Raw genomic sequence first — 12,656 nt, forward strand, 5'->3', positions numbered from 1 at the left:
AATTATCCTGTAAGCAATAACAAAAAAGTACAATTCGTGATCTCCAGTGCAAAAAAATACGATTGTAGATTATAATATATTCCTTGATTCCTCCAATGTAAAGTTTACATGGTTCGGTTATAGTTTTAATCAGAACGAAGCCAACACAATCATAAGGAGGAATTATAGATGAGAAAAGCTTTTATCAGCCCAAGCAAATATGTACAAGGTGAAAACGAATTGTTGAATTTGGGTTACTATGTGAGCACTTTCGGCAAATCCGCTTTATTGATTGCGCATCCTGCCGATGTGGCGCGGGTAAAAGATAAGCTTGATTCCACTTTGGGTAAATATAACGTAACCTTTATTGAAAGCGGTTTTATGGGTGAGTGTTCCAAACAGGAAGTGTCTAGACTTCAGGAAATTGCTACTGCGAATGGATGCGATTGTATCGTAGGTCTCGGCGGTGGGAAAGCGATCGACGCGGCGAAATGCGTGGCTCAAGGGGAAGCGCTAATCATCTGTCCGACGATTGCTGCGACGGATGCACCGACAAGTCACTCGGCCGTTCTTTACACCCCAGAAGGCGCTTTCGACGATTACGCCTATTTTAAGCAAAGTCCGAGTGTCGTATTAGTCGACACCACCGTTATCGCTAATGCACCAACCCGATTCCTTGTATCAGGGATGGGTGATGCACTGTCAACTTACTTTGAAGCCCGTGCGACTTCTCGTTCTTACTCCAGGGTCAATGCCGGACTGCCTAACGGAGTGCGCGAAGGACAGTGTGCACCAGCAGTAGGTACGAATGCGGCGATTGCACTTGCAACGCTATGCTATGAAATGCTGTTGAAAGACGGTGCCAAAGCAAAAGCGGCATGTGATGAAAACCAAGTTACGCAAGCACTCGAAAATATCATTGAAACTAATATTTTACTCTCAGGCCTCGGCTTCGAAAGCGGCGGACTTGCGGCGGCCCATGCAATTCATGATGGACTCACGATTTTGGAAGGCACGCATCATTATTATCATGGAGAGAAAGTTGCCTTCGGCACGATCGCACAGCTGGTGCTCGAAAACGCACCCACGGAAGAATTACATCAGGTCCTTGATTTCTGTTTAGCCGTCGGTTTACCGGTCTGCTTGGCTGATATCGGCGTCGATCATATCAGCCAGGAAGAACTCATGGAAGTAGCTGCAAAGGCTTGCATTCTGGAGGAATCGATTCATTCCATGCCGTTTCCGGTCACAGTGGAGCAGGTTGCAGCGGCAATCGCTGCGGCCGACCGTATCGGGAGCCAGTACAAAGCGGAGGTAAAGTAGCATGAAAAAGGTCATCAACCGTGCGGAAAATTTGGTCCTTGAGATGTGCAGTGGTATTGCGCTTGCGCATCCCGAATTGGAATTTCTGCCAAAATACAAAGTGCTCAAGAAAAAGGAATTGAACGCGGAGAAAGTAACGCTCATCAGCGGCGGTGGCAGCGGGCATGAGCCCGCCCATGCCGGCTTCGTTGGCAAAGGGATGCTCGATGCCGCGGTCTGCGGTGATGTCTTCGCCTCTCCCTCACAGATTCAAGTATATCAGGCCATCCGAGCGACAACCGGGAAAAAAGGTGCGCTGCTGATTATTAAAAATTACAGCGGCGATATTATGAACTTTAGAAACGCCGCCCATTTGGCCACTGAAGACGGTCTGGAAGTGGACTATGTAAAGGTTGAGGACGACATCGCTGTAGAAGACAGCCTATATACAGTCGGACGGCGCGGGGTGGCGGGAACGGTACTTGTCCATAAGATCGCGGGTGCAGCGGCGGAAGAGGGCCGGAGTCTGGCGGAAGTTAAAGCAGTGGCCGAGAAAGCCGCTGCGAATGTACGCAGTATCGGATTCGCATTGACTTCGTGTACCGTGCCGGCGAAGGGCACGCCAACATTAGAGCTCGGGCATGATGAAATCGAGTACGGCGTCGGCATTCACGGCGAGCCTGGGACCAGCCGCGAGAAGCTGACGGATGCGGATACGCTGGCAGGCAGAATGGTAATCGATCTCCTTCGAGACATGCAGATCGAAACTGGCTTCAGCGGAGAAATCGCCCTGTTGATCAATGGTTTCGGCGGTACGCCTCTGCAAGAACTGTACCTTTTCAACTATTCGGTCACTCGCGAACTAGCAGCGAAGGGGATCACGATCGATCGCACTTTTGTCAACAATTATATGACGAGTATCGATATGGCAGGTATCTCGGTTTCCATCATGAAGCTGGACAACGAACTGAAAACGCTCCTCTCCTATGAAAGCAACGCACCTGCGTTCAAGGTGGCTGGACCTGTTGATCATGTCGTATTCACGGATATTTCAACTGTAGTAGACGAAAATCGGCAAGTATCCTTTAGGGTAGAAACGGACCCTGCCTTCGCGGTTATTGAGAACAACAAAGTTACGTTGAACAATCTTATTTACCTAGTCGATAAGATGAGTGAGGTTATCATCAAGAATGAGGTATCTTTCTGCGATCTTGACTCTCATGCAGGCGACGGCGACTTTGGCATGAGCGTTGCTAAGGGATTTCGTCAGCTGAAACGGGAATGGAGAGACATCCTGAATCAAGATTCTTTGACGATGGGAGCCTTTCTTCATTCATGCTCGCTCGTCATCATGGAATACTGCGGTGGCGCTTCGGGTCCGATCTGGGGCTCAGCATTTCGCGCATCGGCACGATCTGCGGGCGAACGAAGCGAACTCACCGTTTCTGAATTCGCGGATATGATGCAGGCTGCGGTGCAAGGCATACAATCGACAGGCGAACGTTCTTTTGGCAGAGGAGCCGCCGTTGGCGATAAAACGCTTATAGATGCATTAGTGCCATGTGCGGATAGCTGGGTGGAGAGCGCGAAATTAGATTTTGACGTGAAGACAGCCTTTATAAGAGGTGCTCAAGCCGCTGTATCAGGGGCCAAAAAGACGGAAGACATCGTGGCGCGCATGGGCCGTGCTGGAACGGTAGGAGAGAGAAGCCTTGGTTATCCAGACGCGGGGGCTTATGCGCTTGGAGTGATTTTTACGGAGCTTGCTGAATGTTTGAACTAATTCTATAAATCCAAAATTACTGGCGCGAACACTTCGTTTAGATATCCATTCCTGCCTGTAACACTCGCTAATTCTTAAAAATTCAAGGTTTGTTCATTGCAATTGATGTGCATTAGGTTTATAATTTCAGACGGATTCAAAGGGCTTATCCCGGAATCCATGGGAGTTCATCCCATCTGAGCTAGCTTACTGCATGCTCAAATATGAATTAAGCGAGGGATTTACAATGAAAACCTGCTGCACCATCCAAGTTGACGAAGACAGTTTAGTTATTGATTTGCCAGAAGAAGGAACCACGCTAGAGTCCCTGCTCGGTGATATTGAGAGCTGTGGAGGTAGTGAAGAACCTTGGCTGCAACTTATTGACAAGGTAATAGGTAACTCATCTGAGACTGTACTGACAGATCAAGCGACGGATGGCGGCGATATGAAGGAAGATCAGACGACCAAAGAACCTCAAGCAACTGCTCAGGGGTAATAGGGAGATCCTACGTTAAGACGAAATTTGTAACATTAATCGATCACATATAAGATCATCTATAAGACTGCTATACCGAGCCAAGGCATCGGGAAGCAGTCTTTTTTTATCAAACAACTAAAAATTCTCCGAATTTTGCAATCGGTAAATGAGTCTTTTGTCCCTTTAGTATTCTATAGTAGCCAACCAAGCAGAACACATCCCAAAACCGTGACTTCCTGTTCATTTTCAATCATAAAGTCGAAATGTAACATGAAACTAACTATAATAGTAGTATCATCCATATACAGGTAAGTGACATCAATGTTTGGACCTGATCCTCTTGTTATATGAAGGAGGGGGCGAAAGAGCGGAGAACAACGTACTGATAAGTCTCATCTACTTTATAAAAAGGAAGGAATGTGTAAATGATGAATGGGCAATGGGTCCTGCCAAGGATCGCAAAAAGAGTAGCGGTGATGCTAACAGCAGTATTGCTATTAACGTTAACGAACGGATTCAACTGGAATACGCAAACAGCGGAGGCTGCCGGGACGACCCCTGTGGAACGTTACGGACAACTTTCGGTAAAAAATGGTAAACTGGTGGATAAAAACGGTAAACCTGTACAACTCAAAGGGATTAGCTCTCACGGCGTCCAATGGTTTGGGGATCTGGTAAATCAGGACTCTATGAAATGGCTACGGGACGATTGGGGCATTTCCGTATTCCGGGTTGCACTGTACACTGAAGAAAATGGTTATATTGCCAACCCTTCTTTGAAAAATAAAGTGAAGGAAGCGATTGAGGCAGCACAGAAACTGGGCTTGTACGTCATTATTGACTGGCACATTCTTTCAGATGGCGATCCGAACATTCATAAAAATGAAGCCAAAGCTTTCTTTAATGAATTTTCGACTCAGTACGGCCATTTGCCTAACGTAATCTATGAACTTGCCAATGAGCCGAATGGGAATGTGAACTGGAACAATCAAATCCGACCTTATGCGTCTGAGGTATCTCAGGTTATTCGAGCTAAGGACCCGGACAATATTATTATTGTAGGAACAGGCACATGGAGTCAGGATGTACATGATGCAGCAGACCATCCACTTCCAGACAAGAATACAATGTATACCGTACATTTCTATGCGGGTACGCATGGACAGTACTTGCGCGATCGGGTCGATTATGCGCTGAACAAAGGCGTGGGCATATTTGCTACCGAGTGGGGTACAAGCGATGCTTCGGGTAACGGTGGTCCGTTCCTGAATGAATCCAAAGTATGGACTGATTTTCTTGCAAGCCGTGGAATCAGCTGGACTAACTGGTCGCTGGCAGATAAAAATGAGACCTCTGCTGCGCTGTTGCCTGGTGCTGACCGTAAGGGCGGATGGCCTGATTCGCAATTGTCGGCTTCCGGCAAATTCGTAAAACAGGCGATTCTGGAAGGCTCCAGCAACAATGGTGGAGGCGGAAACAACGGTGGGGATAACGGCGGAGATGGCAATACTGGCAATACTGGCGGTGATAACGGTGGTGGCAACAACGGCGGCAATAACGGCAACGGAGGAAGTACACCAGGCAGTAACGATCAAGGGATTGTGCTTCAGTATCGCACTGGTGACACGAACGCCAAGGATAACGCAATCCGTCCTGAATTTAATATCAAAAACACAGGAAAAACAGCTGTGAAGCTGAGTGATCTAAAAATTCGCTACTATTACACAGATGAAAGCAAACAAGCTCAACAGTTTTTTGTGGACTGGGCTAGGATTGGCACTGAAAAGGTAAAAGCAACTTTTGTAACATTGCCGAATCCAAAGTCCAAGGCTGATAAATATGTGGAGATTTCTTTCACAGATGGAGCGGGAACGATTCAGCCTGGCGGGGAAAGTGGAGAAATTCAACCCCGGATTCATGCTGCAAATTGGAGCAATTTTGATGAGACCAACGATTACTCCTATGGTGCTACCCAAACAGCATTCGCAGACTGGGACCATGGCACTGTATATCAGCAGGGTAAGCTGGTTTGGGGTATAGAACCTTAGAATTTAACCGTTACTAACTTTATCGAAACGAGTAAAGATTGGGACTTTAGGGTGCAATCTTTCTAAGCTTTGGAGTATAAAGCATACGTCTTTGGTATATGGATACTGGAACTTTAGGAGTGGACGACCCACCCTTTAGTGTCGGTTTATATACTACCAAAGTACCATATGATATTCGACTTTTGTGGTGCTTGAATTACTTCCATAGTGCAGAGGGGTTGGTTCCAATGAACCCTTCTCTACGACAAACCCCCGCTGTTGCCATCATAGGCAGGCGGGGGTTTTAATGTTTCAGAAGCTCAGCCTCCGTTCAATTGCGTCTATACCAAAGCAAAAGCTTTGGCCAGCAGACGGTAGGACTGAATACGTTTATCAAAGTCATGAATGGATGAAACGACCAGTAACTCATCGGTACGATACTGCTCAGCCAGTCTTAGCAGCTGTTCTTTACACTGTTCAGGGGTACCAACAACACGCCAGGCTGCAGACTGACGCAGCCGCTCACGATCCAACTCCGTGTACGGATAGGACATTGCTGTTTTCACCGACGGAAGAGAACTCATTTCTTTACCTTGCATGAGCAAAAGGAAATACAAACTAGCACTGGACGCCAGCTGCTCAGCTTCCTCTTCGGTTTCCGCGCAGGCCACCGTAACTGCCGCCATGGAATGGGGCTTATCACCTAGGATCGAAGGCTGGAATTGCTCGTGGTAACGTGCGGTAGCTTCTACACCACCTGGAGTCCCGAAAAATTGGGCAAAGGCATAGGAGGCACCCATCATCGCGGCCAATCTGGCGCTCTCTCCGCTGGAGCCGAGCAACCATAATTCAGGAACGGTCGATATCATCGGGGAGGCATGAAGACCGGCAAATCGATGATTGTCAGGCACCGAATCATGGAAGTAGTCGATTAAATCAAGAATCTGCTGTGGATATTGTTCGACAGATTGATACTTGCCTTCCTGCAGGGCACGAGTAGCCAGGGGTAAACCACCGGGAGCACGTCCTATTCCCAGGTCGATGCGTCCTGGATGGAGCGCCTCCAGCAAGCGGAAGTTTTCGGCGACTTTATACGCGCTGTAGTGTGGCAGCATAATACCGCCTGAACCCACACGAATGCGTGATGTGTGAGCAGCCAAATGCGCAATAAGCACCTCAGGGCTGGAGTGCGCTAGTGTTTTGGACGCATGATGTTCGGATACCCAATAACGGCTATATCCCAGTTGATCAGCTTCACGCGCTAAATCTGTTGTATTGGATAATGCATCCTGAGCAGTACCGCCTTCAGGAATATGAGACTGGTCCAGTATACCCAGTTTAAGCATTTATAATCACCTCTTACACAACTGTATCAGACACAACTCATTAGGTCAAAACTCAAAAATGGATAGGTTGGAGTTTGGGAACCTTTTCGTTATAATAAAGGATGTGTAAAGGATGAGAGAACATCCTTGCTTATGGAGAGGGGATTAAATTTGTGTTAAGAACACCTTTGGGGCGTGTCCGACTCATGCTCTGGATTCAAGCTATAGCTTATTTGGCGATACTATTCACCCACCAGCCCCTGCAAGCTGCGGGCATGACCCAGGCGGTTATGGTAATTGGAAACATATACCGGGTGAGCTTTTTGTTGCTCCTCGTTGCTTTAATTTATGGAAAAACAGCACTGCACTGGTCTATACGGCGGCCTCTTTTTATTATGTTTGCCTCCTTCATCCCGTTTGGTCTGATGATTATGGATTTTGTTTGGGTGCGAAAATGGGCAGGGGATTCGGCAGCAGAACAGCGAGCTGCATCGTAATCTTAGAAGATTTGTTTCGTGTGAGTTGTCGAGGAGTTTGTCGGGCGTAAGCGGGACTGGCCCCGATGCAGTAGAAAAGAACATTACGCAGTTTGATGCGTGGTGTTCTTTTTTTGTGCACCGGAGGAATCATTCTATATATTGTACTTTCGAGCGTTGGAAATCGAATTAAGAAAAATGCTGAACTAAAAATTCTGCCGTTTTGCGTCTTTGAAAGCCTTCAACCCAATGTCCGGTAAACGGATAAATTTCAATCGTTCTCGGTGATTCAATACGGTTATAAGCGGCGAAAATCGTCTCTGGCATACACACCGTATCCTTGAACCCTACCGATACCATGATCGGGGTACGAATGCGATGAGCCAGATTCATCACGTCAAAATAACTTAATGTATGTAGTACCTGCTCCAAATGCTCCGGAAATCGGTTGGCGAATTCAGCTGCTTCCGTCAGGGAACTGGTAGAATTCATCATACCAAAATCCATATGACACATATTGGGGATATCCGCTACCGTAATGGCAGCTTTATCGCTGAGCGCAGCCACCATTAATGAAAGCCCGCCGCCCTGACTGGCGCCACTGATTGCGATTTTAGCCGAATCGACATCCGACTGCTCCGCTACCCAATCTACGGCTCTAAGGGCATCGGTTGTAATCGTTTTGTAGTAGCAGGTATCCTTGTCCAATATTCCTTTCGTTACCCAGCCTTTAACCGTACCATGAGGATCACCCAGACGGTCTCCCGTTTCTCCTCCCTGGCCACGCACATCTACGGCCAATACCGCAAAGCCAAGCATGAGCCAAGAGGAATAATCTTCAGGATAGCCTTTTCCGCCTGTATAGCCATGAAACAGAACGATACACGGCAACTTTTGATCTCCGGCAAATCGGGGGCGTACATACCAGGCATGCAGAGGCGTATCATCGACACCCTCAAAAGTAACTCGGTAAGCAAGAATATGAGGATATGGCGTTTGTACGAGAGTTTTGAACGCATGTACAGGTTTGGCGTGAACTTCTTCCAGTGTATTGGCCCAGAATAAATCTATATCCTTCGGGGCGGTAAGATCAGGCCGATATTGCTTCAATTCGGCAATTCTTTTTTCAATAACATTCATAATCAAAATTCTCCTTCATATAGAATGAACTTTTCCTTAAGCTTTACCCGGTAAAGTTGACTCCTCCAGCTCTCTTAGCAGCTCAAATGCTCTTTCATTAGTGCTTCCACACGTATCCTCATCAGCATGGAATCCACTGCATACAACTGGGCGCTCAGGTTTGCCAAACAATCGGCAACGGTAATCGGAAGTTAACTGAGGGCAAGGAACACCAGCTGGTTTTCCATCTGGCATGCCAGGAATAGGGGAAGAAATCGTAATGGCAATACAGCAGGCGGCACATCCTACTCGACACTCCAGTTGGGGTCACTCCTTAATTAATCTGTTATTTTTGTAACTTATGCATGAAGTGACATTAATGAAGCCATAATGTGAGGATGGCACAAAAAAAGCAGGAATACAAGGATAAGCGCACATTAGACACACTTTTTACACTAGGGGTGTATAAATAGTCGTAGAGGCACGTAGGATGGTATCAAGCCCCTAAATCAGTGTTTCGTTCGGTGGTAATATTAACCATTTGTCTTCTGTGTGTTCAAAAGGAGTTCGAGTGGTTAATAATAGAACACAACGATAAAAACTTAAACGAGGTGACGCAAAATGAGTTGGTTATGGGCATTGATTGTTGGTGGTATTATTGGTTGGTTGGCAGGAATTATCGCAGGTCGTGATGTTCCGGGTGGCGTGATAGGTAACATCATCGCTGGCTTTATCGGTGCATGGTTGGGTAGCTTGATTCTGGGAGACTGGGGTCCTGAAATCGGATCGTTCTACATCGTTCCTGCATTAATTGGTGCGATTGTGCTGGTCGTGATTGTAAGCTTGATCTTCCGTTCCGTTGGACGGAGCAGGGGTTAACTTTACGAATCATTGAATAGACTAGCCCCTATGGGGATTAGGACTAAAATGAAAAAAGCTGCTTCCGCAAGGTTCGAAAATGAACCTGTGGGAGCAGCTTTTTTTGAGGAAAATGACGAATTTTTCCTATTGAAACCGCCTGATATGAGGAACACTTAGAACGCCCAGCACGATACACATGCCGATGGTTGCAAACATGCCAATTGTGAACATACCACCAAGCTTATCTGCCACAGCACCTACTGCCAGATAGCCGACAGGGAGCAGGGCAAAGGAAAACATTAGATCCAGACTAGCTACACGTCCAAAAGACTCGGCTGGGACTAATTCCTGGAGGCTTGTCTCCCAGATAATCGCAAATATCATAATGCCAAATCCTTCGAGCATCATGCTCATAATCAGTCCTGGCATCCAAGTGACTACAGACAACAGTAGTAAAGCAAGACCGCTGACAAAAGCTCCTAAGTAAGCGAGTAGACCGCGATGCTTCCAATGCTTGCGTGATCCATACACAAAGGCCCCCAGCATAGCGCCAATGCCGCTACTTGCCATCGCAATGCCGTATACGACTGGACTGTAGCCATGATGAACCTTGAACAGCCACGGAATGAGTACAGCGATAATGCCTGAATAACAAATATTAATGAAGGAAAAGGCAAGAATCGTAATCCATAGCCAGGGGTGGCTTTTGAGAATGGTAAAGCCTGCGATAAAATCCTTGAGAAAATGCTGCTTACCCTGATCTTGCTGTTCTGGATCTACCTGACCTTTGCCGATGATGGAGGCCAAATGAGCGCTTAACATCCAAAAGCAGGCAAAAGATATCAGATAAGCGATAGAATCCAGTCCAAAGCCGACACCAGGTGAGGAAAAAGATACAATGAAGCCTCCTAACGGAGGGCCAAGTAGACGGACGGCTTGTATACTGATCTGGCTAAGTGCGTTGGCTGCATTGCGTATGTCCGGTGTGAATACCTGTGCACGTAAGGCAGAATAAGCAGGATTAAAGATACCGTCCATCAATCCGTACAACGCTAGGCCAACGAATAGAACCGGCAATTTCATTCCGCCTGTAAACATCAGCACCGCCGCAATGAACATCAGTCCAAACCGGGCGATATTCGTAAACAGAAGGAGACGAATTCGGTCAATTCTATCCACGATCATGCCTGCGAAAGGCAGAATAAGTACGTTAGGCAACATATAAACAGTCATCGCCAGTCCCATAATAGTAGTCGAGCCTGTTAGGGAATAGATAACCAGTGGCAAAATGACTGTGGTGACTGAGCTCCCCAACATTGCGATCCAATGTCCAAGCCACAACAAAGTGAACGCTTTGGATTGTTTTAAAGGTGAAGTGAAGGTAGCCCAGGCCGAGTGACTTCCTTCAGGTGATGTAGAGGATAAGGTTGAATTTTGGGTATCCATGATCACACTCCGGTATATTTCTAAACTGCATATTAAAACCTATTATACGAAATCTCTAACGTAAGGGTACAGAAAAAGTTGCAGTGAGGGGAGTTATAATGAATAGCCTGCCAATGAAAGAGTCAACCTAGAATAACTTTAGGCTGCAAAGATATATAGCTTACCTTTTGCATAGGGATTATTGGATAAAAGCATTGACGCGTGAAAATGAATGATGTACTATTCAATGACCAGCCGCGTGCTAGGTTATCAAGAAAAAGGGAAAGAGTGTGGATACCATGAAAAAATTTAGTTTTTTGCCGATTGTACTCATCGTGATGGCATTGCTGGTTTCGGCCTGCGGTAACAACGATAAAGGCGCCAGTAACAATAATGCATCTACCGGAGATAACGGATCTAATAATGGAAAAGCAGATACTACTGCTACAGCTACTCTTGAATCTGTAAAAGCAAGCGGCAAGCTAAGAATTGGCACGGAAGGCACCTATGCTCCGTTTACCTACCACGATGCTGCAGGTAAACTGACAGGCTTCGATGTCGATATTGCGACTGAAGTGAGCAAACGCCTGGGTGTACAACCGGAGTTTATCGAGACGCAATGGGACGGCATATTCGCAGGGTTGAACTCCAAGCGGTTTGACACGGTGTTTAATGAAGTATCCATTACAGATGAGCGCAAGCAAAAATATGATTTTTCTGATCCGTATATTGTCTCCAAGGCAGTTCTGATCGTAAGCGAAGACAATACAGACATCCAGAAATTTGCTGATCTAAAAGGGAAAAAGGCTGGGCAGTCCCTGACCAGTAACCTGACTCAAATCGCGAAAAGCAACGGCGCAGAAATTGTGGCAACAGAGGGATTCAACCAAGCCATTGACCTCCTGACTTCCAAGCGGGTGGATGCGACCGTCAATGATGGATTATCCTATCTTGATCTGAAAAAGCAAAAGCCTGACGCACCAATTAAAAAGGTGGACGAATCTTCAGATGCTTCACACAGCGCAGCTGTATTCAATAAAGGCAGCGAAGATTTGATCAAGGAAGTAAACAAAGCGCTGGCTGATATGAAGGCTGACGGTACGTACCTGAAAATTTCCGAGAAATATTTTGGAGCCGACGTATCCAAATAATAAATGAAGACCCAACGTTCGCCAAGTCGAACCGAATCTTCCCAAACCTATCTTTTCAAAGGATGTCTGTACAATGGATGATCGCCAAATACAAATCATTATCGATTCATTATTGCCTCTGCTAAAAGCAGGGGTTTCTTTTACGATTCCGCTCACGCTCATCTCCTTTGCTCTTGGACTCGTGCTGGCGCTGATTACAGCGTTGGCCCGGCTGTCCAAATGGAGAATACTCAAGCTGATTTTCGGCTTCTATGTATGGGTGATTCGAGGAACTCCTTTGCTGGTGCAATTGTATATTATTTTCTATGGTTTACCTTCCGTAGGTATTACACTGGACCCGTTTATTGCTTCAGTGATCGGCTTTACTCTCAGCGTAGGGGCTTATAGCTCTGAAATTATGCGTGCGGCTATCATATCCATTCAGGAAGGCCAATGGGAGGCGGGGTACTCCTTGGGAATGACGCGCTGGCAAGTATTGCGTCGTATCGTGCTTCCGCAAGCATCCCGTGTGTCCGTACCTCCGTTGGCTAATTCATTCATCAGCTTGGTGAAGGATACCTCACTGGCTGCGACCATCACCTATGTGGAAATGTTCAGAACGGCTAACCAGATTGTAGCTACCACATACGAACCGCTATTGGTGTATACCGAGGCGGGAGTTATTTACCTGCTGTTTAGCACCATTTTGACTGTGCTGCAAAATTACCTGGAGAAGCGACTAGGCCGTTTTTCCGTCAGATAAAGGAGA

General features: G+C 46.7%; 12 protein-coding genes. 8 read left to right on the top strand and 4 right to left on the bottom strand.

Features of this window, described 5'->3' with window-relative positions:
- Positions 1-168 precede the first annotated feature (168 nt).
- The 4 genes from NLX78_RS17030 to NLX78_RS17045 all read left to right on the top strand — a co-directional run bounded on the left by NLX78_RS17030 (position 169) and on the right by NLX78_RS17045 (position 5,572).
- A complete protein-coding gene (locus tag NLX78_RS17030; RefSeq protein WP_254351058.1) occupies positions 169-1,302 on the top strand; it encodes a glycerol dehydrogenase in 1,134 nt (377 codons plus the stop codon).
- Position 1,303: 1 nt separating this feature from the next.
- Complete coding sequence (gene dhaK, locus NLX78_RS17035) at positions 1,304-3,064, top strand: dihydroxyacetone kinase subunit DhaK (RefSeq protein WP_254351059.1); 1,761 nt, start codon at positions 1,304-1,306, stop codon at positions 3,062-3,064.
- Positions 3,065-3,257: 193 nt separating this feature from the next.
- On the top strand, positions 3,258-3,542 hold the full coding sequence (locus NLX78_RS17040; protein ID WP_230486410.1) for a hypothetical protein: 285 nt from the start codon (positions 3,258-3,260) through the stop codon (positions 3,540-3,542).
- 407 nt (positions 3,543-3,949) lie between these two features.
- Positions 3,950-5,572: a cellulase family glycosylhydrolase gene (locus tag NLX78_RS17045; protein ID WP_069290156.1), complete on the top strand. Its 1,623-nt coding sequence runs from the start codon at positions 3,950-3,952 to the stop codon at positions 5,570-5,572.
- A 320-nt stretch (positions 5,573-5,892) separates the two neighbouring features.
- Here the strand turns inward: NLX78_RS17045 and NLX78_RS17050 are convergent, their stop codons facing one another.
- Positions 5,893-6,897 (bottom strand): LLM class flavin-dependent oxidoreductase, encoded by a 1,005-nt coding sequence (locus NLX78_RS17050; protein ID WP_235308923.1) that lies wholly within the window; start codon positions 6,895-6,897, stop codon positions 5,893-5,895.
- A gap of 152 nt (positions 6,898-7,049) precedes the next feature.
- Here NLX78_RS17050 and NLX78_RS17055 point away from each other — a divergent pair, with 152 nt between their 5' ends.
- The gene (locus NLX78_RS17055) at positions 7,050-7,373 is read left to right on the top strand and encodes a DUF3817 domain-containing protein (RefSeq protein ID WP_069290154.1); all 324 of its coding nucleotides are present in this window, start codon (positions 7,050-7,052) and stop codon (positions 7,371-7,373) included.
- Positions 7,374-7,541: 168 nt separating this feature from the next.
- Here NLX78_RS17055 and NLX78_RS17060 read toward each other — a convergent pair whose 3' ends face one another.
- The gene (locus NLX78_RS17060; RefSeq protein WP_254351060.1) at positions 7,542-8,492 is read right to left on the bottom strand and encodes an acetylxylan esterase; all 951 of its coding nucleotides are present in this window, start codon (positions 8,490-8,492) and stop codon (positions 7,542-7,544) included.
- Positions 8,493-8,528: 36 nt separating this feature from the next.
- Positions 8,529-8,792: a YkgJ family cysteine cluster protein gene (locus NLX78_RS17065; RefSeq protein ID WP_013311446.1), complete on the bottom strand. Its 264-nt coding sequence runs from the start codon at positions 8,790-8,792 to the stop codon at positions 8,529-8,531.
- A gap of 300 nt (positions 8,793-9,092) precedes the next feature.
- Between NLX78_RS17065 and NLX78_RS17070 the strand changes: the two genes are divergently transcribed.
- On the top strand, positions 9,093-9,350 hold the full coding sequence (locus NLX78_RS17070; protein WP_025686368.1) for a GlsB/YeaQ/YmgE family stress response membrane protein: 258 nt from the start codon (positions 9,093-9,095) through the stop codon (positions 9,348-9,350).
- Positions 9,351-9,476: 126 nt separating this feature from the next.
- On the opposite strand, the gene NLX78_RS17075 is transcribed toward NLX78_RS17070, so the two are convergent.
- Positions 9,477-10,778 carry an MFS transporter gene (locus tag NLX78_RS17075; RefSeq protein WP_069290152.1) on the bottom strand — a complete coding sequence of 434 codons (1,302 nt, stop codon included), beginning with the start codon at positions 10,776-10,778 and terminating at the stop codon, positions 9,477-9,479.
- A 278-nt stretch (positions 10,779-11,056) separates the two neighbouring features.
- Here NLX78_RS17075 and NLX78_RS17080 point away from each other — a divergent pair, with 278 nt between their 5' ends.
- Positions 11,057-11,908, top strand: coding sequence for an amino acid ABC transporter substrate-binding protein (locus tag NLX78_RS17080; RefSeq protein WP_069290151.1), 852 nt, complete (start codon positions 11,057-11,059; stop codon positions 11,906-11,908).
- Between the two features lie 73 nt (positions 11,909-11,981).
- Positions 11,982-12,650 (top strand): amino acid ABC transporter permease, encoded by a 669-nt coding sequence (locus NLX78_RS17085; protein WP_023989825.1) that lies wholly within the window; start codon positions 11,982-11,984, stop codon positions 12,648-12,650.
- Positions 12,651-12,656 lie beyond the last annotated feature (6 nt).

This window comes from Paenibacillus sp. Lou8.1 (genome assembly GCF_024213565.1).
GTDB lineage: Bacteria > Bacillota > Bacilli > Paenibacillales > Paenibacillaceae > Paenibacillus > Paenibacillus polymyxa_B.

Coding starts and splice junctions, on each gene's coding strand:
- NLX78_RS17030 (WP_254351058.1), top strand. CDS start 169: ATGAGAAAAGCTTTTATCAGCCCAAGCAAATATGTACAAGGTGAAAAC.
- NLX78_RS17045 (WP_069290156.1), top strand. CDS start 3,950: ATGATGAATGGGCAATGGGTCCTGCCAAGGATCGCAAAAAGAGTAGCG.
- dhaK (WP_254351059.1), top strand. CDS start 1,304: ATGAAAAAGGTCATCAACCGTGCGGAAAATTTGGTCCTTGAGATGTGC.
- NLX78_RS17050 (WP_235308923.1), bottom strand. CDS start 6,897: ATGCTTAAACTGGGTATACTGGACCAGTCTCATATTCCTGAAGGCGGT.
- NLX78_RS17070 (WP_025686368.1), top strand. CDS start 9,093: ATGAGTTGGTTATGGGCATTGATTGTTGGTGGTATTATTGGTTGGTTG.
- NLX78_RS17085 (WP_023989825.1), top strand. CDS start 11,982: ATGGATGATCGCCAAATACAAATCATTATCGATTCATTATTGCCTCTG.
- NLX78_RS17075 (WP_069290152.1), bottom strand. CDS start 10,778: ATGGATACCCAAAATTCAACCTTATCCTCTACATCACCTGAAGGAAGT.
- NLX78_RS17040 (WP_230486410.1), top strand. CDS start 3,258: ATGCTCAAATATGAATTAAGCGAGGGATTTACAATGAAAACCTGCTGC.
- NLX78_RS17060 (WP_254351060.1), bottom strand. CDS start 8,492: ATGAATGTTATTGAAAAAAGAATTGCCGAATTGAAGCAATATCGGCCT.
- NLX78_RS17080 (WP_069290151.1), top strand. CDS start 11,057: ATGAAAAAATTTAGTTTTTTGCCGATTGTACTCATCGTGATGGCATTG.